At 65.2% G+C, this 22,851-nt stretch carries 21 protein-coding genes and 1 pseudogene; 5 read left to right on the forward strand and 17 right to left on the reverse strand.

What is annotated here, in order from left to right; translation table 11 throughout:
* The 9 genes and pseudogenes from VMJ11_RS13050 to VMJ11_RS13090 all read right to left on the reverse strand — a co-directional run.
* A pseudogene (locus tag VMJ11_RS13050) lies at positions 1–564 on the reverse strand (transposase); the annotation flags it as partial.
* 640 nt (positions 565–1,204) lie between these two features.
* Positions 1,205–1,822, reverse strand: coding sequence for a nucleotidyltransferase family protein (locus VMJ11_RS13055; protein ID WP_325619819.1), 618 nt, complete (start codon positions 1,820–1,822; stop codon positions 1,205–1,207).
* Positions 1,819–2,904: an XdhC family protein gene (locus VMJ11_RS13060; RefSeq protein WP_325619820.1), complete on the reverse strand. Its 1,086-nt coding sequence runs from the start codon at positions 2,902–2,904 to the stop codon at positions 1,819–1,821. The genes VMJ11_RS13055 and VMJ11_RS13060 overlap by 4 nt, the downstream gene beginning before the upstream one ends.
* The gene (locus VMJ11_RS13065; protein ID WP_325619821.1) at positions 2,901–4,094 is read right to left on the reverse strand and encodes a vWA domain-containing protein; all 1,194 of its coding nucleotides are present in this window, start codon (positions 4,092–4,094) and stop codon (positions 2,901–2,903) included. The genes VMJ11_RS13060 and VMJ11_RS13065 overlap by 4 nt, the downstream gene beginning before the upstream one ends.
* Positions 4,088–4,984, reverse strand: coding sequence for a MoxR family ATPase (locus tag VMJ11_RS13070; RefSeq protein ID WP_325619822.1), 897 nt, complete (start codon positions 4,982–4,984; stop codon positions 4,088–4,090). The genes VMJ11_RS13065 and VMJ11_RS13070 overlap by 7 nt, the downstream gene beginning before the upstream one ends.
* Before the next feature lie 8 nt (positions 4,985–4,992).
* Positions 4,993–5,649, reverse strand: coding sequence for an SRPBCC family protein (locus VMJ11_RS13075; RefSeq protein ID WP_325619823.1), 657 nt, complete (start codon positions 5,647–5,649; stop codon positions 4,993–4,995).
* A 21-nt stretch (positions 5,650–5,670) separates the two neighbouring features.
* The gene (locus tag VMJ11_RS13080) at positions 5,671–8,082 is read right to left on the reverse strand and encodes an aerobic carbon-monoxide dehydrogenase large subunit (RefSeq protein WP_325619824.1); all 2,412 of its coding nucleotides are present in this window, start codon (positions 8,080–8,082) and stop codon (positions 5,671–5,673) included.
* 17 nt (positions 8,083–8,099) lie between these two features.
* Positions 8,100–8,633, reverse strand: a complete 534-nt coding sequence (locus tag VMJ11_RS13085; RefSeq protein WP_325619825.1) for a (2Fe-2S)-binding protein — start codon at positions 8,631–8,633, stop codon at positions 8,100–8,102.
* A gap of 18 nt (positions 8,634–8,651) precedes the next feature.
* Complete coding sequence (locus tag VMJ11_RS13090; RefSeq protein WP_325619826.1) at positions 8,652–9,530, reverse strand: xanthine dehydrogenase family protein subunit M; 879 nt, start codon at positions 9,528–9,530, stop codon at positions 8,652–8,654.
* Between the two features lie 204 nt (positions 9,531–9,734).
* On the opposite strand from VMJ11_RS13090, the gene VMJ11_RS13095 reads away from it, so the two are divergent.
* Positions 9,735–10,538, forward strand: coding sequence for a LytTR family transcriptional regulator DNA-binding domain-containing protein (locus tag VMJ11_RS13095; protein ID WP_325619827.1), 804 nt, complete (start codon positions 9,735–9,737; stop codon positions 10,536–10,538).
* 89 nt (positions 10,539–10,627) lie between these two features.
* On the opposite strand, the gene VMJ11_RS13100 is transcribed toward VMJ11_RS13095, so the two are convergent.
* The 7 genes from VMJ11_RS13100 to cyoA all read right to left on the reverse strand — a co-directional run bounded on the left by VMJ11_RS13100 (position 10,628) and on the right by cyoA (position 16,742).
* The gene (locus VMJ11_RS13100; protein ID WP_325619828.1) at positions 10,628–11,317 is read right to left on the reverse strand and encodes a MarC family protein; all 690 of its coding nucleotides are present in this window, start codon (positions 11,315–11,317) and stop codon (positions 10,628–10,630) included.
* A 164-nt stretch (positions 11,318–11,481) separates the two neighbouring features.
* Complete coding sequence (locus VMJ11_RS13105) at positions 11,482–12,099, reverse strand: histidine phosphatase family protein (RefSeq protein ID WP_325619829.1); 618 nt, start codon at positions 12,097–12,099, stop codon at positions 11,482–11,484.
* 284 nt (positions 12,100–12,383) lie between these two features.
* The gene (locus tag VMJ11_RS13110; protein ID WP_325619830.1) at positions 12,384–12,572 is read right to left on the reverse strand and encodes a CsbD family protein; all 189 of its coding nucleotides are present in this window, start codon (positions 12,570–12,572) and stop codon (positions 12,384–12,386) included.
* A gap of 147 nt (positions 12,573–12,719) precedes the next feature.
* Positions 12,720–13,094, reverse strand: a complete 375-nt coding sequence (cyoD, locus tag VMJ11_RS13115) for a cytochrome o ubiquinol oxidase subunit IV (protein WP_325619831.1) — start codon at positions 13,092–13,094, stop codon at positions 12,720–12,722.
* Positions 13,091–13,702, reverse strand: coding sequence for a cytochrome o ubiquinol oxidase subunit III (gene cyoC / locus VMJ11_RS13120; RefSeq protein WP_325619832.1), 612 nt, complete (start codon positions 13,700–13,702; stop codon positions 13,091–13,093). Before cyoC ends, cyoD begins: the two co-directional genes overlap by 4 nt.
* A gap of 3 nt (positions 13,703–13,705) precedes the next feature.
* Positions 13,706–15,715 (reverse strand): cytochrome o ubiquinol oxidase subunit I, encoded by a 2,010-nt coding sequence (cyoB, locus tag VMJ11_RS13125; RefSeq protein WP_325619833.1) that lies wholly within the window; start codon positions 15,713–15,715, stop codon positions 13,706–13,708.
* A 7-nt stretch (positions 15,716–15,722) separates the two neighbouring features.
* Positions 15,723–16,742 carry a ubiquinol oxidase subunit II gene (gene cyoA / locus VMJ11_RS13130; RefSeq protein ID WP_325619834.1) on the reverse strand — a complete coding sequence of 340 codons (1,020 nt, stop codon included), beginning with the start codon at positions 16,740–16,742 and terminating at the stop codon, positions 15,723–15,725.
* 172 nt (positions 16,743–16,914) lie between these two features.
* Between cyoA and VMJ11_RS13135 the strand changes: the two genes are divergently transcribed.
* The 3 genes from VMJ11_RS13135 (at position 16,915) to VMJ11_RS13145 (ending at position 20,333) form a co-directional block, all read left to right on the forward strand.
* Entirely contained in the window at positions 16,915–18,309 is a 1,395-nt protein-coding gene (locus VMJ11_RS13135; RefSeq protein ID WP_414694382.1) for a PLP-dependent aminotransferase family protein, read from the forward strand.
* 332 nt (positions 18,310–18,641) lie between these two features.
* The gene (locus VMJ11_RS13140) at positions 18,642–19,538 is read left to right on the forward strand and encodes a fructose bisphosphate aldolase (protein ID WP_325619835.1); all 897 of its coding nucleotides are present in this window, start codon (positions 18,642–18,644) and stop codon (positions 19,536–19,538) included.
* A gap of 114 nt (positions 19,539–19,652) precedes the next feature.
* Entirely contained in the window at positions 19,653–20,333 is a 681-nt protein-coding gene (locus tag VMJ11_RS13145) for a transglycosylase SLT domain-containing protein (protein ID WP_325619836.1), read from the forward strand.
* A gap of 479 nt (positions 20,334–20,812) precedes the next feature.
* Here the strand turns inward: VMJ11_RS13145 and VMJ11_RS13150 are convergent, their stop codons facing one another.
* The gene (locus VMJ11_RS13150) at positions 20,813–21,787 is read right to left on the reverse strand and encodes a ProQ/FINO family protein (protein ID WP_325619837.1); all 975 of its coding nucleotides are present in this window, start codon (positions 21,785–21,787) and stop codon (positions 20,813–20,815) included.
* 211 nt (positions 21,788–21,998) lie between these two features.
* Between VMJ11_RS13150 and VMJ11_RS13155 the strand changes: the two genes are divergently transcribed.
* On the forward strand, positions 21,999–22,775 hold the full coding sequence (locus tag VMJ11_RS13155; protein ID WP_325619838.1) for an SDR family oxidoreductase: 777 nt from the start codon (positions 21,999–22,001) through the stop codon (positions 22,773–22,775).
* The last annotated feature ends 76 nt before the right edge of the window (positions 22,776–22,851 follow it).

Genomic DNA, 22,851 nt, shown 5'->3' on the forward strand with positions numbered 1-22,851 from the left:
CGCTTCGCGGGTTTCCAGTCGACGGGCATCGCGCCCTGGTCGATCAACTCCTTTTCGTCGCGGCTGTTGTGCTGCTTCGGCGCCGGCACCAACGTCGCGTCGATGATCTGCCCGCCACGCGCGATGAAGCCCTTCCTGAGCAATTGCGCCGACACGCCATCGAACAGCGCCTTCGCTCCCGCTTCGCCGATCCGGTTTTCGAAAGTCCACACCGTCGTCCGGTCAGGGATATGGGTCGCATTGGTCAGACCGCAGAACCGCTTGTAGCTTGCGCGATCGAGCAACTGGTACTCCATCTGTTCGTCCGAGAGGTTGTGGAGCCGCTTCAAAACCAGAATGCGTACCATCGTCTCAGTCGGGTATGGCGGACGGCCGCTTTGAGGACTCACCGGTCGCGGCGCAATTGTATCGACCGCTGCCGCCAAAGGTGAGAAGTTCAATGTGCGACTCGATCTCGACCAGCGGATCACCCAGCTCATCGAGCTTTTTGCGGTGATGCTCGTCAGCGAACTCTCTACGGCTTAATTGCCCTGCTTCCCGCAAAGCGCTGTCCTGGCTAGCCATGTACGCACACACATTTGGTCCGAAGCACTCATCGGTCGCACGAATGCCTATGAGGTCGTCGAACGGTTGGTCGCGGAGGGTCTGATTTCGCGCGTCCAGCGCGGTACGAGGGTGGTGGTCCAGGCGTAGGACCCGTTCGTGATCCTTCAGCGCGCCGAGGAACGCCGCAGAATCGCCTCCGAACTCGTTCCGCAGATGCGTGTAATGCACCGGCATATCGGGGCGAAACCGCATGTTCGATACTTCGAGGGCACGGAGGGCATAACGGAAGTGCTGTACGACACACTATCCTGCCGAAGCGGAGAACTGCGCGGCATTCTCGCCATGGCGCAGTTGCTCGAAACATCGGGAATGGAAGTGATGGATCGCTACATCGCCGAACGCATCGGAGCAGGCCTGGCCCTGAAGGTCATACGCTCGAAATTGCATGAAACGGACAACATATGGTTGCCTGCATTTCATCACGCCGTGAGCACTACGCCGTATGCATCGAAAGTGCCGAATTTGCGGCGTTCCAGTCGACCCTGTTCGAAGGTATGTGGCAAATTTCGTTGCCGCCGGGTGAGTAGGCAAATCTCAACCCTGGCTGGATGCGAGTTACCCTTAACGCGATCGAGGCGGACTGGAACCCTCTGGTAACCTAACGAATATTGCCCTCGACGCGAGCCAGAACGCTCAAATAATCGGCGGGCGTATCCATGTCGACACAAAAGCGATCGTGCGTGGCTTCGTGGAGAAAGACCTCGTCGCCGTGCTCGGCGATCAGCTTGCGGCACCCCGGATTGACATGGCCGCTCACGACTTCGGGTGCGTAACTCGCCGCGAACACGACCGGATTACCCCGCGCGCCCTCGAACATCGGCACGAGGATCGATCCGCGCGGCATTGAAGCATAGGCTTCGACAAGCTCGAGATAATCAGTAGTACCAAGCAGCACCTGATCAGCGAGACAAATCACCACGGCGTCGCACGGTGCCAGCAAAGCGGCCACCCCCGCCGCGACCGAAGTCATCTGTCCTTCCCGATAGCGCGCGTTGCTCTGGAAGCGCACGTCGATGCCGTCGAGCGCTTCGAACACGGCGCGCCCGTTGAATCCGGTCACGACGACAACCTCCTGCGGCCGCGCGGCGACGATCGCGCGCACGACGCGCCGCACGACAGGTTCGCCGCCCACCGTTAGCAGCAGCTTGTGGCGCCCCTCCATACGTGCAGACAGGCCCGCCGCAAGCACGACCGCCGAAAACCGCACCGTACTCACCGTTCCTCCGCAGGGCGATCGCCAGAGCCGTCCGCATTGCCCGGCGTGGCGATCACATAGTGCTCGGGCGCGCGCTCGAATTCGGCCTTGCAACAGTCGCAGCAGAAGTACACCGTGTGCCCGCCATAGGCGACGACATGTTTCGCCGTCGCGATCTCCACGCTCATCCCGCACACCGGGTTCACGTAGCGTCCAGCGTCGGCGGGAGGCGTCTCGGGCACTACGCACGGCGGCAGCGGCGGCACGGCTTCGGTGGCGACGGTGGCCTGCGGCGCCGCCGCCTGAGCGAGCGCCGCAGCTTCCTCGAGTTCATGCCGCAGCGCGACCAGCCCCGCCACGGCGCCAAGCGCGATCTCTTGCGGCGTGTGCGCGTGGATCGACGGGCCCGCCGGTGCGTGCAGCGCCGCAATCCGGGCCTCGCCGATGCCGCGCGTGCGCATGGCCTCGCGCAGCCGCTCGGCTTTGCGGCGGCTCGCAATCAGGAGCACCGCCGCGGCCGTGCTGCGTAATGCGGCGTCGAGCGCGTCCTCGTCGCCATCGCCTTGCGTCGCGATTAGCGCGAACGATGCGCCGGCGAGATCGAGCGCGGCAGCGTCGTAGCGCACTCCGCCCACGCCTGCGCTATCCGCCGCGAGCGACGCGCGCAAGCCCACTCGCCGTGCCAGCCAGCAGGCCTCGTGCGCCGCCGGCGTCGCGCCGAACACAACCACCAGCGGCGCCGGCAAGGTCGGCTGGATGAAGAGCTCCATCGCGCCGTTGCTCGCGCACGGCATGGCGTGGGCCTCGACTTCGGGATCGGGCGGCGATGGCTCGTTGCTGATGCGCACGCGCCGCGGCTGCCCGAGGCGGATCGCCTGGCGCGCGGCCTCGATCACGATCGCCCGCGAGCAGCCTCCGCCGATCCAGCCGTGAAGCGTCCCGTCGCATTCCACGAGCGCCTGTGCGCCCACCTGGGTCGAGGCGGGCGGCGAAACGCGGATCACAGTCGCCACGGCGAACGGTACCCCCACACTGATCAACTGCTGTTCGAGCTGGAGCAGGTCCACTGTGTTCGATACGGTGTCGGTGGTTTCGGCAATCATTGCAATGCCCCGAGAATTTGAGGGAAAACGCGTTCGAGGCTCGCCAGATCGCGTGCGCCCGCAAACAGATCGAGATGCGGCAGCGCGGCCTGCATGCCCGCGCTGACCGGCTCGAACCCCGGGCGCTCAGCAAGCGGATTGAGCCACACGAGCGAATGGCAGCGCCGTCGCATCGCTGCCAGCGCCTCGCTCAACTGAGCCGGGTCGCCCGCGTCGTAGCCATCGCTGACGATCACGACCGCGGTGCGCGCGTGCAGCAGGCCACGCGCGTATTGCTGGTTGAATCCGGCGAGGCTCTCGCCGATGCGTGTGCCCCCTGCCCAGCCTTCGGAGATCAGATGCAGGCGCTCCTGGGCGCGCCGCGGATCGGGATCGCGCAGCGCCTCGTCCACGCAGACGAGCCGCGTATGGAAGACGAAGCTGTGCACATCGCGCAAACGCCCGCTCAGCACGCGCGCGAGGCGCAGCAGGAAGAAGCTGTAGAGGCTCATCGAGCGGCTCACGTCGAGCATCAGCACGATGCGCGGGCGCTGCCGCCGCAAGCGTCGCCAGCCGATCTCGGTCGGCAGGCCGCCGCGCGACACGCTGCGGCGGATCGTCCAGCGCAGGTCGATCGCCCGGCCCTGCGTCGCGCGCTGCTCGCGCCGCGTTTCGATCCCGCGCAGGCGTTGCGCGAAGCGGCGGATCGCGGCATCGATCGCAAAGAGTTCGGTGCGATCGTTGAGGTGGCGGAAATCCGCGAATGCGAGCGACTCGGCGGGCGTGGCGCCCGCTTCTGCCGTGGCGCCCTCGCCCGGCGCGCCGGCGCCACTCCCGGCAAGCGACACCGGTGTGCCTTCGCTTGCATCGGGTAGCGTCTCGCCAGCCTCGTCGCGTGCGAGCGGTCCGGCGCCACCGGCCCGCGTTTCGGCCAGTTCGCGCCGGTTCGGCTGCAGGAAGTACGCGTCAAACAGTTCATCGAAGCGCCGCCAGTCCTCCGCACGCGAGCACAGCAGCGCACGCAGGCTCCAGCGCAGCAGATCGCCGTCGAACTGGCCCATGCGTTGCGCGACCTCCATCGAAGCCGCGACGTCCGCGCTCGTCACGCAGAACGCGTTTGCGCGCAGCCAGCCCGCGAAGCCCGCGTAACGCGCGATGAGCGCGTCGGCGAGATCGGGGGCGCCTGGTGCGCTGTTGCATCCGCTCAGCATGACGCCACCAGCCTTTCGACGACCGGCCGCGTAAGGCCAGCCTGATCCTCGCGTGTCTTCACGAGCGCCGCGAGCGAATCCATGACACGCTCGATGCCGTCCTCGTCGAGCGCGCTCACGCCAAGGCGCAGCAGCGCGGCCGCCCAGTCGAGCGTCTCCGCGAGGCCGGGCTTACGACGCAGCGCCATCTGCCGCACCGCATGCACGAATTCCACCACCTGGCGCGCGAGGGCCTCGGGCACTTCCGGCACCTGGGTCCGCACGATCATCAGTTCGCGTTGGAACGTCGGGTAGTCGACGTACTGGTAGAGGCAGCGGCGGCGCAGCGCGTCCGAGATTTCGCGCGTGCCGTTCGACGTGAGGATCACATAGGGCCTTTCGGTCGCGCGAATCACGCCCAGTTCGGGTATCGAGATCTGGAAATCCGAAAGCACTTCGAGCAGGTAGGCTTCGAATGCTTCGTCGGTGCGGTCGATCTCGTCGATCAGCAGCACGGGCGCGGGTGTGGTCGTGATGGCTTCGAGCAGCGGCCGCTTGAGCAGATAGCGTTCGGAAAAGATGTCCTGCTCCTTGTCGCGCAAGGGCCGCGCCTCCTGCTCGAAGAGCTTGATCGCCAGCAGTTGATGCGCGTAGTTCCACTCGTAGAGCGCCGTGTGCGCGTCGAGCCCCTCGTAGCATTGCAGCCGGATCAGCGGCACGTCGAGCAGGCGGGCCAGCGCCTTCGCCACTTCGGTCTTGCCGACACCCGCCTCGCCCTCAAGCAGCAGCGGGCGGCGCATCTCCATCGTCAGCAGCAGCGCGGCCGAAAAGCTGCGTTCGGCGATATAGCCGTGGTGCGCGAGCCGCGCCTGTAGCGTGACGACGTCGGACATGCGGTCGGTCGGCGTCATGGCATGCCTCAGCGGCCGTGTGCCTTGTGCGAGAAGATTCCACGCACCCAGTCGCGGATCATCGCCCAGACGAACGAGAGGCCGTTGAGTTCGGCCGGCGGCGCCTGCACGGCCTGCGCTGGTCGTGCAGGCGCGCCGCCCGCAGCCTCGGGCGCCCCCGCCTCGCCGGCCGTGGCCGAAGCCGCGTCGCCCGCGCCTTCGGCTTGAGCATTCATCGCATCGAGCCGTGCGGAGAAGTTCGCCACGAACTGCTTGAGCAGTTGCTCCGAAACCGGCCCCATCAGCCGACCACCGATCGCAGCGGCCTTGCCGCTCATCGTCACCTCGCTCTTGCCGGACAGCTCGCAGCCCTCGCCGCTGCCCTGCACCGCGGCCGTGAGGTTCATCGTCGCGGCCGAACTGCCGGTCGAGTCGGTGCCCTTGCCGACGAGATGCAGGCTGCGCGACGCCGCATCGAGCGCGAGCACTTCGATGTCGCCCTTGAACGCCATCGTCGCGGGTCCGAGCTTCACTGTGATCGTTCCTTTGTAGTGCGTATCATCTATGCGCTCCGTGACCTTCGCACCCGGCATGCAGCCGGCCACGGCCTCGATATCCTGCATGAGCTGCCAGGCGCTGTCCGCACTCGCGGCGAGCGGAAATACCTTGTCGAGCACGACTTTCATGATGCGTTTCTCCCGCGATGCTCAGGGTCGGGTCAGGCCCAGTTCCCGGCATTGCTGCCACACGCGGTACGCGGTGTGCGGCATGTTCATGTGCGTGATGCCGAGATGCGCGAACGCATCGACGACCGCCGACGTGAAGCACGGAATCGAGCCCACGTGCGGAGACTCGGCCACGCCCTTCGCCCCGATGGGATGATGCGGCGACGGCGTCACCGTGTAGTCGGTGTCCCAATGCGGTGTTTCCACGGCTGTCGGCACGAAGTAGTCGAGCAGCGTCGCGCCGAGCAGGTTGCCCGATTCGTCGTATGGCATTTCCTGGCCGAGCGCGACCGCGAAGCCTTCGGTCAATCCGCCATGAATCTGGCCTTCGATGATCATCGGGTTGATCCGCGTGCCGCAGTCGTCGAGCGCGTAGAAGCGCCGCACGCGGATTTCGCCGGTGTAGCGGTTCACGTCGAGCACGCACACGTAGGCGCCGAACGGAAACGTGAAATTGGGCGGATCGTAGTAGTCGACTGCTTCGAGGCCCATTTCCAGGCCTTCGGGCACGTTGTTGTACGCAGCCCAGGCCACTTCCTTCACCGTCTTGAACTGGTCGGGCGAGCCCTTCAGCACGAAACGGTCGAGGTCGAACTCCACGTCGTCGGGGCTCGCCTCCAGCAGATGAGCCGCGATCCTGCGCGCCTTTTCGCGAATCTTGCGCGAGGCGCGCGCCACCGCCGCGCCGGCCACCGGCGTGGAGCGCGAGCCATAGGTGCCGAGCCCGTAAGGCGCCGTGGACGTGTCGCCCTCTTCCACCGCGATTTGCGACGCGGGAATGCCGGCCTCGGAAGCGATGATCTGTGCGTAGGTGGTCTGGTGCCCCTGGCCCTGCGTGATCGTGCCCATGCGCGCAATGGCCGAGCCGTCCGGATGCACGCGAATCTCGCACGAATCGAACATGCCCACGCCGAGGATGTCACACATCTTCGAAGGACCCGCGCCGACGATTTCCGTGAAATTCACCACACCGATGCCCATGAGCCACTCCGCTTGGGGGTCGGCGCGGCGGCGGGCCTGCTCCGCGCGCAACGCATCGTAATCGACCGCCGCGAGCACCTTGCGCAGCCCCTGCTCATAGTCGCCCGAATCGTATTCGAGGCCGAGCGGCGTGGTGTAGGGAAACTGGTCCTTGTGGATGAAGTTGCGCAGACGGATCTCGGCCTTGTCGATGCCGAGCTTCTGCGCGAGCACGTCGACCATCCGCTCGATCAGGTACACCGCCTCGGTCACGCGAAACGAGCAGCGATAAGCCACGCCGCCAGGAAACTTGTTCGTATACACGCCATCGACCGAAACGAACGCGTTCGGAATCGCATACGAGCCCGTGCAGACATGGAACATGCCGGCGGGCCATTTCGTGGGATCGGCGCACGCGTCGAATGCGCCGTGGTCGGCGACCACGTGCACGCGCAGCGCCTTGATGCGCCCGTCCTTGTCCGCCGCGAGTTCGCCGGTCATGTGATAGTCGCGTGCGAACGCGGTGCTGGAGAGGTTTTCGTTACGCGACTCGATCCATTTCACCGGACGCCCGAGCACGATCGACGCGACGATCGACGTCACATAGCCCGGATATACACCTACCTTGTTGCCGAATCCGCCGCCGATGTCGGGCGAAATGATGCGGATTTTCGATTCCGGAATCGAGGACAGGAGCCCCACCACCGTGCGTACGACATGCGGCGCCTGCGACGTGATGTACACGGTGAGATCGCCGCGCACCTTGTCGAACGAAGCGACGCAGCCGCAGGTTTCGAGCGGGCACGGATGCACGCGCGGGTACAGAAGGTCCTGCTTGACCGTGACTTCCGCGTTCTCGAACATGCGGTCGGTCTTGTCGCGGTCGCCCATCGTCCACGTGAAAATATGGTTAGGATGCCTGCGTGCACCGTGCGCGCCGGTGTCCTTGTCGCGAATGTCCTCGCGAATCACGATTGCGTCGGGTTCGAGCGCCTTCAGCGGGTCGACGAGCGCCGGCAGTTCCTCATACTCGACTTCGACGAGTTCGGCCGCATCGGCGGCGACGTAGCGGTCGTCGGCCACCACGAACGCCACTTCCTGATTCTGGAAGCAGACTTTTTCGTCGGCGAGCACGGCTTGCACGTCGCCCGCGAGCGTCGGCATCCAGTGCAGCTTGAGCGGCTTGAGATCGTCCGCCGTGAGCACGGCGTGCACGCCGGGGTGCGCGAGCGCGCGCGACTTGTCGATACGCTTCACGCGCGCGTGCGCATAGGGACTGCGCACCATCACGCCGAACAGCATGCCCGGCATCTTGATGTCGTCCACATAAGTGCCCTTGCCCTGGATGAAGCGTGGGTCCTCGCGGCGCTTGCGCGAGCAGCCCATGCCTTCGAGCGCGGCGAGACGTTCCAGATTGGCGTCGAGATTGCCCATGATGTGTCTCCCGGCGCTCAGTGTGCGTGCGCCGCGCCCGCTTCGATCAGCGGATGCGACGTCTCGGCCGCTTCGCCGCGCAGCTTGCGCGCAGCATATTGCACGGCCTTCACGATGTTCTGATAGCCCGTGCAGCGGCACAGGTTCCCCGCCATCCAGTAGCGAATCTCCTCTTCCGTGGGATCGGGGTTTTCCTGCAGCAAACGGTAGGCGCGCATCAGCATGCCCGGCGTGCAGAAACCGCACTGCAAGCCGTGCTCCTGCATGAAACCCTCCTGCAGCGCGTGCAATTCGCCGCCCTCGGCCAGCCCTTCAACGGTGCGTACCTCCGCGGCCTGCGCCTGCACGGTCAGCAGCGTGCATGACTTCACGGACCTGCCGTTGAAATCCACCGTGCAGGCGCCGCAATGCGATGTCTCGCAGCCAATGTGCGGCCCCGTGTGCTGGCACTTCTCGCGCAGCGTATGAATGAGCAGTTCTCGCGGCTCGACGACGACATCCACCTCGCTGCCGTTGAGCCTGAACGACACCATCGTTTTTGTGCTGGACATTGCGTGTTCTCCCTGGGTTTAGGGGTGCACTGGATTCGTTGCCCTTTCGTATGCCGTGTTGAGCGCCCGGCGTGTCATTTCGCCTGCCATCGCGCGTTTGTAGTCGGCGTCGCCGCGTAGATCAGCCACCGGATTGCATGCGGCCATCGCGAGCCGCGCGGCGTCTTCGAGCGCGTGCGCGTCGAACGGTTTGCCGGACAGTGCCTGTTCGGCGTCCACGGCGCGGATCACGGTGTCGCCGAGATTCGTCAGAGCAATGCGCACGTGTTCGACGTTGCCGCCGGCAACGCGCAGCGTGACGGCCGCCGCGGCCGTCGCGAAGTCGCCCGTCTTGCGCTTGAGCTTCGCGTAGCAATAGCCGGTGCCGGGCGCCGGCACGGGAATGCGGATGCCTGTCATGATTTCGCCAGGCGCGAGCAACGTCTCGTAGGTGCCGACGAAAAAGCCATCGGCCGGCACCACGCGCTCGCCGGCCGCGCCTTGCAGCACGAACTGCGCGTCGAGCGCGATCATCAGCGCGGGATGATCGTTGCCCGGGTCGCCGTGCGAAAGATCGCCGCCGAGCGTGCCGCAGTAGCGCACCTGCGGATCGGCGACCTGCCGCGCGCCCTCGACGATGAGCGGACAACGAGTCTGCAGCAGCGTGGACCAGATCAGTTCGTTTTCGGTCGTCATCGCGCCGATCCACAGCGCGCCGTTCTCTTCGCGAATGCCCTTGAGCTCGGCGAGCTTGCCAAGATCGATCAGATGATCGGGCTGTGCGAAACGCAGCTTCATCATCGGCAGCAAACTGTGGCCGCCCGCGAGCAGCTTCGCCGTCTCGCCGTACTCGCCCAGCAGCGCGAACGCCTCCGGCAAGGTTTGCGGCGCGTGGTATTCGAAGGGTCGGGGAATCACACCAGTCTCCTTGTTGTTATCCTGCCGACAATCAGGATTTCACAATGCAACGCAGCAATTCAACGAGATTTCGCCAACGGCGGCGCGGCTGCGCGGGCTGCCGGAATACTTGCGTGAATGGGGGAATGGACATAAAACTGAGGCACCGCCCCGGCGTCGCGAATGCCGCGCACAAAACCGCGGGCGCATCGGGGAGAACCCTGGATGAAGACATTCGAGCACGCCATACCGACCTTCGACGCACGCCGCGCCGAAACCTTCCAGCACCGGCTGGAACAGTTCAATCCGGGCGTGGTCTGGCTGGACGCACAAGGGCGCGTCAGCGCGTTCAACGACGTCGCGTTGCAGATCCTCGGGGCCGCCGGCGAGCAGTCGCTCGGCGTCGCTCAGGACAAACTGTTCGGCATCGACGTCGTGCAGCTGCACCCGGCGAAAAGCCGCGACAAGCTGCGCTTTTTGCTGCAGTCGCGTGACGCGGGCGGCTGCCCGGTGAAGTCGCCGCCACCCGTCGCGATGATGATCAATATTCCGGACAGGATTCTCATGCTCAAGGTGTCGCGCATGTCGGACATGAACGGCACCTGCGGCACCTGCATGATCTTCTACGATCTGACCGACCTCACGACCGAGCCCTCGTCCGAGACGCTCGCCGGCACGCCACTGTCACCGCGGCGGCTCTTCAAGATTCCGGTTTATCGCAAGAACCGTGTGATCCTGATCGACCTGAAGGACATCGTGCGCTTTCAGGGCGACGGCCACTACACGACGATCGTCACGAAAGACGATCGATACCTCTCCAACCTCTCGCTCGCGGACCTCGAACAGCGCCTCGACAGCGGCACGTTCCTGCGCGTGCACCGCAGCCACATCGTGAGCTTGCCCTACGCGGTCGAACTCGTAAAAGCGGACGACAGCGTGAACCTCGTCATGGACGACGGCGAGCGCAGCGTCGTTCCTGTGAGCCGGTCACGGACAGCGGAATTGAAGGAATTGCTGGGTGTGAGTTGAAAGCGGGCTCCGTGTGCGCCAGCGAAAGCGATGGGCGTTCGTACAGCACACGGCCCGCGAATATGCCGCTGTTCGCCCACGGTCCGCGATTACTTCGCCGTACTATTGACATTCAGCGATAGCGGAACAGACCTCAGCAGATCATCGAGCCCGAGCCACAAGATCTGAATGCCGATGCATAGCAGCACGAATGCCAGCAACCGCATGAGCACCTCGGTGCCCACGGGGCCGAGCCGCTTTCCGGCATGCGCGGCAAAACGCACGCACAGGTAAATGCTGCCGCACAGGGCAATCAATGCCAGCAGCACGCCAACGACATTGACGAGTTGCATCTGGCCGCGCGGCCGCCCGGTGCCGAGCGCAATGGCAACCGCGATCGATCCCGGGCCGACCGTCACGGGAAGCGTCAACGGATAGAACGCCATGGCGCGCAGCGTGGCCTTGCGCGCCGCGTCGGGCGTCGCCTCCGTCGGCGTGCTGCGTGTGGCGCCCGGGTTGTGAAGCAGATTCCAGCCGGCGAACGCGATCACCAGGCCGCCGGCAACGCGCAATACCGGTATCGATATGCCAAAAAACGACAACACATAGGCCCCGATCAACAGCGACCCGAGCAGAATGGCCAGACTGTTCAGCGCGATGATCCGGGCGAGAAAGGTGCGCTCGGCGGCTGTCGCATGAGGAACGAGGCTGAGCACGATGAACCCGACCGCGGGCGGATTGACGACGGGGAAGAGTCCGGCGAAGACAAGCAGGAAGCTGTCGGAGAGTTGATTGAGCATCCCTGTTCTCCCGTGTGCATTTTTCAAGGCGTGATTGGCGCAACGTCCTGGGAAGGCCGGATGCACGATGATGCCACGCTGCCAGGTAGTGCGTCGCGTGAAGGTCCGCGGCTCGACGGCTTGCGCCATGGCTGCCTTGCTCGCCCCGATGAGCGGAGCCGGCGTCACACCAACGCTCTGCGCTCCCCGAGTGCATTCCAGCGGCGAATGGCGCGGCTTTCGTGATCGAAGCCAAGAATGCTCACGGAAGCCGTGTCGAGATATAGATGCGCGCCGAGCGCCGCCGTACCAGAGATCCAGCAGCCCCCTAGCGCACGCAGGAAGTGAGCGTGCGAAAACAGCGCGACGCGCCCGCGCATCGCGAGCAGGCTCTCGACGACCATCGCGGCGCGCGCCTGAACCCGCGTGAGATCCTCGCCTTGCGCAATGGGCGAATGCCACACGCTCCAGTCCGGATCGGTCTTGCGAATGTCCGCCGTGGTGCGCCCCTCGTAGACGCCATAGTCCCATTCGTGCAGGTCGGCCGTGACGGTCATCTGGTCGCCCAGGCCCGCGAGCTGGCAGGTTTCGATGGCGCGCGACATTGGGCTGCAGAGCACGGCGTCGAAGCGCTGCGCAGCGAGTGTCGCTGCCAGCGAGCGCGCCTGCTCGCGCCCGTGCTCCGTGAGCGGGATATCAGTGCGTCCCGTATGCTGCCCCGAGCGGCTCCACTGCGTTTCACCGTGACGGATCAGCCAGACTTCGCGCACTCCGGTGGGCACTTCGACAGGGTTGGCAGACATCGTGGGCTCCGCGTTCGAACCCCGCGCGGGGCACGCGGGATGCCAGCAGCATACCCGCTTTGACCGTGCTTCGCCGCGCTGTTACACCAGGTTGGCGCCATGCAGGATCTAATGCATTTCGAAAGCGCCACGGCGCCGCGCTATCGATTTGCACTCCGGAATAATATTTTCCGCAAACGATGCGCAATGCCGGTCAGCATGAGAGCTTCGCTTGCGCAAGCGCCGCACAGCACGACGCCGCCGCCCCTTGCGAGGCGGCGGCGCTGCGTGCCCATCATCGGGTGTCAGTGATGGCCCTTCTTGATGTCCTTTGCGGCCTCCTTCATGTCGCCGACGCTCTTGCGTGCCTGGCCGGCTTCCTGCTGGAGGTCGCCCTTCAATTCGCGCGCCGGGTTATCGGTCGCGCGGCCCAAGGCCTCGTTCACCTTGCCCTTCATCTTTTCGGCCGTACCCTTCACCTGGTCCTTGTTCATGGTCAGACTCCACGTAAAAGCGACGGTGTGTCGCAACGCTTCGTATTGCGCATGCACTGTGCCCGGGGTACGCACCGCCCCGCTCGCGAAAGCATGTAATTAAGGGGACGCAACAGGGCCGGGTGACCGGGGCGCGTGCATCATGCGTCAGTCGTGCGCTATTGCGCGGTCAATCGACATCTGCGTCGGCATCATGTTGACGTTGGCGTTGTGCATGACCCACAGCGAAAGCCCCACGATCACCGCGATCAGAAAGGCCGTGCACACGAAAATGCCCGTGTTGGCGCGTTGCTCGCGCGCCGCGCCGATATGGAGGAAGTACACGAGTTGCACGACGAGCTGCGCAACACACAGCACGACGATGGCCGCAAGCCCGATTCCTGGCGGGACCACGTGCCCCATGACGACGCCGAACGAGGCGAGCGTGAGCACGAGCGAGGCGACCGTGCCGATCATGTAGCCCTTGAAGCTGCCATGCGAAGCGTCGTGGCCGGTCTGGTGAGTGGCATGGGATTGGTTCACAGCAAGCCTCGCAGATAAACGAACGTAAACACACAGATCCACACGAGATCGAGGAAGTGCCAGAAAAGGCTCAGGCACGCCAGACGGCGGCGAATCGTACCGGTCAGGCCGAACTTGAAGGTCTGGTGCATCATGATGGCGATCCACAACAGACCTGCCGTGACGTGCAGGCCGTGCGTGCCGACCAGCGTGAAGTACGCCGAGAGGTACGCGCTGGTGCCGGGCCCCGCGCCGTCGGCCACGAGCTTGGCGAACTCATTCACCTCCATCGCGATGAAGCCAGCGCCGAACAGGAACGTGACGACGAGCCACACGATCACCTGCGCGCGGCGCTGCGCGTAGAGGCCCAACATGGCCATGCCGAAGGTGACGCTGCTCGCGAGCAGCAGCAGCGTTTCGCCGAGCACGTATGGCAGCTCGAACAGATCCTTCGCACCCGGACCGCCTGCCGTCGCATTCGCGAGCACGCCAAAAGTGGCGAACAGCGTCGCGAAGATGAGGCAGTCGCTCATCAGGTAGATCCAGAAGCCGAATGTGGTCTTGGTGCTGTCGTCGTGACCATGACCGTGCCCGTGACCATGGGCGTGAGTGGTAGCAGCGTGAGCCATGGTTTAAGCCATCTCCTCGATTTGCTCGGGTTGATCGAAACGCCTGATGCCAAGTTGCCGGAAGCGCGCATTCTCGATGCGCTCAACCTCGGCGGCCGGGACCCAGTAATCGACGTCCTGGTTGTAGGTGCGCGCGATGAACGTGGCGATCATGCCGACCAGACCCACGGCCGCGAACAGCCACATATGCCAGATCATCGCGAAGCCGAACAGGAGGCCGAACACGGCGATGATGAAGCCCGCGCCGGTATTGCGCGGCATATGGATGTCTTCGTACGCGCGAGGCTGCACGTATGCGCGGCCTGCTTCCTTGTTATCCCAGTGCTGCTCCATCGAGGTGATCTCGGGCAGCACGGCGAAGTTGTAGAACGGCGCGGGCGAAGACGTCGACCATTCGAGGCTGCGCGCATCCCACGGATCGCCGGTCACGTCGCGGTTCATCTCCCGGTCGCGCAGGCTCACCGCGATCTGCACGATGAATGCGAGGATGCCGAGGCCCACGAACACCGCGCCCACGAACGCGACCACGAGCCACGCGTGCCACTCGGGCACCGAGTAGTGGTTCATGCGGCGCGTCATGCCTTCGAAGCCGAGGATGTAGAGCGGCGTGAACGCGAGCCAGTAGCCGATCAGCCAGCACCAGAACGACACCTTGCCCCAGAACTCGTTGAGCGTGAAGCCGAACACCTTGGGGAACCAGAAGCTGACGCCCGCGAGACAGCCGAACACCACCCCGCCGATGATCACGTTATGGAAGTGCGCGACGAGAAAGAGCGAGTTGTGCAGCACGAAGTCCGCGCCCGGCACGGCCAGCAGCACGCCGGTCATGCCGCCCACCGCGAACGTCACCATGAAGCCGATGGTCCAGAGCGTGGCGCTGTGATAGCGGATGCGCCCGCGATACATCGTGAAGAGCCAGTTGAAGAGCTTCACGCCGGTCGGGATCGAAATGATCGTGGTCATGATGCCGAAGAAGGCGTTGACGTTCGCGCCCGAGCCCATCGTGAAGAAGTGATGCAGCCACACGAAGAACGAGAGAATGCCGATCGACGCGGTGGCGTAGACCATCGACTTGTAGCCGAACAGCGGCTTGCCCGAGAACGTGGCGATGATTTCCGAATACGCACCGAACGCGGGCAAGATCAGGATGTACACCTCCGGGTGGCCCCATACCCAGATGAGGTTGATGTACATCATCGCGTTGCCGCCCAGCTCGTTCGTGAAGAAGTGCATGTCGAGGTAGCGGTCCATCGTGAGCAGCGCGAGCGTGCCCGTGAGCACCGGAAACACCGCGACGATCAGTATGTTGGTGATGAAGGCCGTCCACACGAACACCGGCATCTTCATGAGGTCCATGCCCGGCGCACGCATGCGCAGGATCGTCACAATGAAGTTGATGCCCGAGAGCGTGGTGCCAAGCCCGGACAGCTGCAGCGACCATATATAGTAGTCCACACCAACTGTCGGACTGTAGCCTAGCTCCGAGAGCGGCGGATACGCCACCCAGCCCGTGGCCGCGAAATCGCCCACGAACATCGAGACCATTACGAGCAATGCGCCGACCACCGAAAGCCAGTAACTCAGCGAGTTGACGAACGGATAGGCCACGTCGCGCGCGCCTAGCTGCAGCGGCACGACCACGTTCATGAGTCCGAGAATGAGCGGCGTGGCCACGAAGAAGATCATGATGACGCCGTGCGCCGTGAAGATCTGATCGTAGTGATGCGGCGGCAGATAGCCCGCCGCGTCGTTGTTCGCGATGGCCTGTTGCGCGCGCATCATGATCGCGTCGGCGAAGCCGCGCAGCAGCATGACGATCGCGAGAATGATGTACATGACGCCGATGCGCTTGTGATCGACGGACGTGATCCACTCGCGCCACAGGTAACCCCACTTCCCCGCAATCGTGACCGCGGCCAGCAAGGCAATGGCACCCAGCGCCACGACGGCGCCCGTGCCCATGATGATCGGCTCGTGCCAGGGAACGGCATCGAGTGTGAGTTTTCCAAACATGGTGTGCTTACTCCGCTGCGAGGATGGCGCGATGGTTGAGCGTGAGCGCCGGAGTGCTCACGCCGGCAACCGTGCCGCAAATCGGGTTGCCGTGCACGTCGCGCATGTACTTGCCGACGACGCCTTCGAATAGACCCGGCGCGACGTTCGAATACAACGTCACCGGCGCTTTTTCGCCGGGTTGCGCAAGCTGCTCGTAGGCCGCGCGGCTCAGCATCGCGGGCGAAGCCTTTGCGCGCGCGATCCAGGCATCGAAGTCGGCGCGGTTCGTGGCGAGGGTATCGAAGTGCATGTCGGAGAAGCCGGGGCCGCTGAAGGCCGCCGAGCGCCCCGCATACACGCCCGGCTCGTTCGCAACCAGATGCAGCTTCGTCTGCATGGCCGGCATCGCGTAGACCTGGCTGCCCAGTTGCGGGATGAAGAACGAGTTCATCAGCGACTCGGCCGTGATGTTGAACTCCACCGGCGTATCCACGGGAATCGCAAGCTGGTTCACCGAGGCCACGCCGTAGTCGGGGTAGATGAATAGCCACTTCCAGTTCAGCGCGACCACGTCCACGCGAATCGGCTTCACTTGCGACTCGATCGGGCGGTAGGGGTCGAGCGACTGCGTCGAGCGCCAGATCAGCACCCCGAGCGTCAGCACGATCACGCAGGGAATCGACCACACCACCACTTCGATGGCCGTGGAATGCGACCAGCGCGGCGCGTAGGTCGCGCTCGTGTTCGAGGCGCGGTAGCGCCACGCGAACCACAGCGTGAGCACGATCACGGGAATCACGACGAGCAGCATCAGGCCGAGCGAAATCAGGATCAGGTTCTTTTCCTGCACGCCGATGTCGCCCTTCGGGGTGAACAGCACCATATTGCAGCCGCCGAGCAGTGCGAGCGGACCGGCTGCCGCGGCAATGGCCGCGCGGCGCAGAAAGGTGGCGATTAAGCGCGGTGGAGAGGTTGGTGAGGTCAGGGCGGAGGATGGCGGGCCGGCTGTGGCGGCCTGCCCGGTGCTTGGGTCTGGGTTGCGCATGTCTGGTTCCAAGGTTGACGATCGCGCAAACCCATCCATACGTGCTCACCCTGCTGTCTCACGAACGGCCCCAGAGGGCCGTTTCATAAGCCATACATAGACAATATGTATGGATTTACGCGTTTCATGCACGCATGCTAGAGTAAGACATGACACATACATCCGCGACAGAATGACACACGATCAGCCATCCGGAAGCGCCGACGAAACCAACGTGTGGGCCGCGGCGATGCAAGCCGGCAACGGCCCCCGCTACTTGCGGCTCGCCGATTTCATCGAGGAAGCAGTGGCCGGCGGCACGCTGCGCCCCGGCGAGCGTGTACCCGCGCAGCGCACCCTCGCCGCGCTGCTCGCGGTCGATCTGACCACCGTGACGCGCGGCTTCAACGAGGCGAGGCGTCGCGGCCTGATCGAGGCGCGCGGGCCGCTCGGCACCTTCATTGCCGCGCCGCGCGCCGAGCTGCTGCAGCGCGTGGACCTCAGCATGAACATTCCGCCGCCGCCCGTCGGGCTCGAAATGGACGCCCTGCTGCGCGAAGGCATCTCGCGCGTTTTGCTGCGCAGCGACGCCGATCTACTCATGACCTATCACGTGGGCGGCGGCGGCCGCGCCGACTGCGAAGCGGGTGCGAAGTGGCTGCACCCCGCGCTCGGTCCCGTCGCACCCGCGCGTGTGGCGGTGTGTCCCGGCGCGCAGGCGGCGCTCGCCGCGCTGATCCTCGCCTTCACGCGGCCCGGCGAAGCGGTCCTCGCCGAGCCGCTGCTCTACCCCGGCCTGCTGCACGCGGCGGTGCAACTTGGCCGCCGCATCGAGCCCGTCGCCGTCGACGTCCAGGGCATGCGCCCCGACGCACTCGAAGCGGCCTGTCGCAAGCACGAGGCGCGGCTCATCTACCTGAACCCGACGCTGCAGAACCCGACCACGGCGACGATGCCCGAGGCGCGGCGCCTCGAAATCCTGCGCGTGGCCGAGCGCTGCGGCGCGCGTATCGTCGAGGACGATCCCTACTGGCGCTTCGCACCCGATGCGCCGCCGCCCCTTGCGCGCCTCGCGCCCGCGCAGGTGTGCTATCTCGCGACACTCTCGAAGACACTCTCCCCCGGTCTTCGCACGGCCTACCTCGCCCTGCCCGACACCGAGGCACATGGTCAGCTTCTCGCCGCGCTGCGCGCGTTCTCGCTGATGGCCGCGCCGCTCACCAACGCGCTCGCGACGCAGTGGATCGAGGAAGGCGTGGCCGAGCAGATCTTCGCGGGCGTGAAGACCGAGGCCCGCGAGCGCCAGCGCATCGCGGCGCAGACGCTCGGATCGTCTGCGGGCGCGGGCATTCACCTCTGGTATGCGCTGCCGCGCTACTGGCAGGCCCGCGAACTGGCCGTCGCCGCGAGCACCGAGGGGCTGGCCGTGGCGCCCTCCACGGCGTTCCAGCAAGGTCCGGAAACCGCCAATGCAATCCGTATTTCGCTGGGCGCCACCGGCGAGCGCGGACAGTTGCAGGCCGCGCTGCGCAAGCTCTCGGCGCTGCTGGCGAGCGATCGGACGGCGCAGGCGCAAGTGATCGTGTGACGGCAACGCGCTCGCGTAGCCGGAGGCGACATTCACGCGGGCCCGTATGCAACCGTCCGGCTGCACGATTTCATCCTCCGTCTGAACGCGGTCCATGACGCGCGAGCGCGGCTTTCGCGAGCAGCGCTTGCGCGCATTCATGTTCCGCGTACCCTGCCTTGGCATCGCAATTGCTGCGAGTTGCCATTTCCCCTCTTCAGCTCCGCAGCGCGGCCATGCCCACACAATGGTCAAGACGCGGCGCTGCGGCGCAAGTACACTCGTCGGAGCAGCCTACGGCCGGATCCGAGCAACCAAGCCCGCGAGGGCGCCCCAATGCGGGAGGAATGACGATGGCAAACGAGCAAATGCTTGCGCAGATGCGCGACAAACCGGGCTTCATCGCGGCTCTGGACCAGAGCGGCGGTTCGACGCCGGGTGCGCTGCGCCAGTACGGTATCCCCGAAAGCGCCTACAGCGGCGACGCCGAAATGTTCCGCCTGATCCACGAAATGCGCGTGCGCATCATCAGCGCACCGGCGTTCACGGGCGAGAAGGTGATTGGCGCGATTCTCTTCGAAGCGACGATGGACGGCGAGGCCGGCGGCAAGCCCGTGCCGGCGTTCCTCTGGCATGACCGCGGTGTCGTGCCGTTCCTCAAGGTCGACAAGGGTCTGGAAGCCGAGGCCGACGGCGTGCGCCTCATGAAGCCGATTTCCGGCCTCGACGCCCTGCTCGCACGCGCGGCGAAGGCCGGCATCTTCGGCACCAAGATGCGCTCGGTGGTCGAGCACGCGTCGCCTTCGGGCATTGCCACGGTCGCCGCGCAGCAGTTCGCGCTGGGCGCGCAGATCGCCGCCCACGGACTCGTGCCGATCCTCGAGCCCGAAGTTTCGATCAAGGCCCCCGACAAGGCCAAAGCCGAGGCGCTGTTGCGCGACGAACTGCTCAAGGGACTCGACGCGCTGCCCGCATCGCAGAACGTCATGATCAAGCTGACGATTCCCGATACGCCCGACTTCTATCTGCCGCTCATCGAGCATCCGCGCGTAGTGCGCGTGGTGGCGCTCTCCGGCGGCTATTCGCGCAGCGACGCCTGCGAGCGCCTCGCCAAAAACCACGGCATGATTGCGAGCTTCTCGCGTGCGCTCATCAACGACCTCACGAAGGCAATGAGCGATGCCGAGTTCGATGCGGCGCTCGCCGCAAGCATCGACGAGATCTGGAAGGCTTCGGTGCAGAAGGTTTGAGCCGCAACCCTGACGTCAATCACGGATGTGAAAACCAGATGACACGTCAACCGGCCTCGCCATGCGAGGCCGGTTATACTTGCGCCTTCCATTTTCTCTCCCCAAGCACCGGCCATGAGGCAGTTATTCTGCCTGCTCGCCCTGTTGCCGGGCCTCGTGCAAACCGCGGCCGCGCAGGTGCCGCAGGCGAGCACGCCCGCTAGCGACACCGTCAATACTTCGGCTGCGACCGCCGTTTCCGGCTATCTCACGCAAAAGTTCGGCCTGGCGAAAGAGAAGGCGGCGCAAATCTCGCAAGCCGTCACGGGCGCCGCCGAGAAGTACTCGCTGCCGCCCGCGGTGCTGCTCGCCATCATCTCGATCGAATCGCGCTTTCGCGAGAAAGCGCACGGCGCAAATGGCGCAACCGGGCTCATGCAGGTCGTGCCGTCGGCGCATCGGAATATCCTGCGCGACAAGGATCTCACCGATCCCGAAGTCAATATCGACATTGGTTCGTCGATCCTCTATGGCTACCAGCGGGCCGCCGGCGGCGACCTCAATGCCGCAATGAAGAACTATGGCGGCTCGAAGGCCTATGCGGAAAAGATCCGCATGCGCGCCGTGGAATTCAGCCGCGTGATCGACACCGCGAGTGCGCCGGCCGCGAGCGATGCGCCGGCGAGCCCGGATGTCGCGGCTTCGGCGGCTTCGGCTTTTGCCGCAGCCGCGGCTGCGGTCGCGGCATCCGCGCCGGCATCGGCGCCCTCTGCACAGGCTGCCGTGCAAAACGCCGCCTCGGCCAGCGCCCGCTAGAAACGCCTATGCAACCTGCAGCGTAAAGCGGTCTGTTTATGTAGGCATCCTTATTATTTTTGGATGGATGCGCCGCCCGATATATCCGTGTTTCGGGCTCGTGCGCCCAGTTTGCCTGATGCCGGATCGGCGGATAGACAAAAGTGTGCTCGAGCTGAGTCTCGCGCGGTGAAGGCCTCACCAGCATCGACCGTGATGTACGACGCATCTTCGAGGCCGAGCGCAGCGACAGGCAAAGCGCAATCTGGGCTTGCTCGCGGTAGTTTTCACCAAAGGTTGCACGCACATCGACCGGCAGCGCCCGTACGCCGCCGTTGTGCCTCGGATCATGCGGCGAGACAAGGCGGACCTGCAAAACGCCCGCGCGCGGCTATGCCGCGAGAGTGCGTTTGCGCACGAAAATTTTCGGCGTGGCGTGGAGCCGGGAGAAAAGCAACGCGTGGCGCGGCGCAGGAACGCCCCGCGCCACTGCCCCCCGTTCAGGCACCGGTGACGGGCGTCTCGCCGTTTTCCGGTTGCTGTACCCCTGCGTCTGCCTCGGCGGATTGCGCCGGCGCCTGCGGCTGCGGGAGCTGCGGCTCGGCCTGCTCCGCTGCTTGATGAGCCGTGGCTTCGGCTGCTTGAGGCGGTGCCTCGGCTGCTTGAGTCGGTGCCTCGGGCTGAGCCTTGCCTTCCTCGCGTGCCTTGGCCTGCGCCTCGGCCTTCGCCTTCTGGCGCGCAAGCGCTGCGTTCGCGCGGCCGATGTGCGACGGCTCGATGCCCGGACCTTCCGAGGCAGTGCCATCGAGTTCGTAGCGCGAGCCGCCCGCGGCGACACGTTCGTGATAGCGCGGATGATTCACATGACGCTTGAGCACGGCGACGATCAGCGTGCGGTCGTACTCGGGATGACGCGCGACGAGATCCTCGGCCACGCCGATCTTGAGCGGCAAACGGTCGCGGAACGCGGGATAGTGCTTCGCGAACACGTTCCAGACCGTGTTGAGCTGGCGGTTGCGCTCGATGCGCGCCTTTTCGGCCTCGCTAAGGTTCGCCGCCGGCTGCTGGGGCCGCGCCGGACGGCGGCGCTGCTGCGCGGGCCGCTCGGCAGCCTCCGGCCCGCGAGCCGGCTTCGGCCCTTGCTGGCGCCGTTGTTGCTGCGCTCGTTGCGCCGGGTCCGATTTTCCCGATTGTTCCGTTTGCTGCTGCGGCCTCGCGCCCTGCGGCCGGCCCTGGCGTGAACGCGAGCGCGCTTCGCCCGCGCCCGCTGCCGCCGCGCCCTCTCTGGGAGCACGCGGGCCCTTCTGGGCGTGCGGGGTGCCATGCGTCTTCGCGCCCTTTTGTGCGGGCTTGCCCTGCGTCTTTTGCGCCTGTTCTTCGGGCGGCTGACCCGCGCCCATCCCCATGCTCTTCTTGATTTCCAGAAGACCATCCTTGAAGCTCAGGGTACGGCGTTGTTGCGATGCGGCTTTCACGTCCAGCTCTCTTCCATATGGGATCGGACGCTATGATACCGAATCGCGGCCGACCTAACCGGCGAGTGACGTCACACTGCCGTTTTTTGAGTCCCCCAGCGCGCGGCGCGCCATGTCACGAAGCTATGGGGCGCCGCGGCGAAGAGCCGATCGATTCATCCGATAACGCCTTGCGCGCGCAAGGATTTTCCCTTTCTTTCATCACGCCATCATGACGACCTCGACATCTGCCCCCCGCTCCGCCATTCGTGCCATTGTCACCGGCCATACGCGCGGGCTGGGCGAGGCACTCGCCGAATTGCTGCTGCAAAGGGGCATAGACGTGCTCGGGCTCGGCCGCGGCACGCATGCCGAACTCGCATCGCGTCACGCGGCGCGGCTTACGCAAGCCGTAGTGGATCTCGCCGATCCCGCCGCACTCGAGCGCTGGCTGGCCGACGGCACGTTGAGCGCGTTCGCGAGCGGCGCCGAATGTGTGGTGCTCTTCAACAACGCGGGCACCGTCGAGCCCATTGCGCCCCTGGGCGAGCAGGATGCGGGCGCGATTGCGCGCGCGGTGACGCTCAACGTGGCGGCCCCGTTGATGCTCGCGAATGCGCTCGCCGCCACGCCCGCCCCGAGCGCGAATGCTTCGCGCCGTATCGTCCATGTTTCGAGCGGCGCGGCGCGTAATGCGTATCCGGGCTGGAGCGTGTATTGCGCGACCAAGGCCGCGCTCGATCATCATGCGCGCGCAGTCGCGCTCGACGCGCCGGCCGGCGTGTGCATCTGCAGCCTCGCGCCGGGCGTGATCGATACGGGTATGCAGGAAGCGATACGCGCGACTAGCGCCGAGCAGTTCCCGATGCGCGAACGGTTCGAGCAACTGAAACAGAACGGCCTGCTTTCCACACCGCAAACGGCCGCGCAGCAATTGATCGACTATGCACTGAGCGAAGCGTTCGGATCGGCGCCCACGGCGGACGTGCGTGAACTCGCTGGCGCCTGAGCAGGCTTGCCATTTACAGCGAGACCACGCGGCTCCCGCAAAGTCTCACCTCGGCCGATACTAGTGACTCGCGCCG

Origin of the sequence: Paraburkholderia sp., from assembly GCF_035501035.1 — a bacterium.
GTDB lineage: Bacteria > Pseudomonadota > Gammaproteobacteria > Burkholderiales > Burkholderiaceae > Paraburkholderia.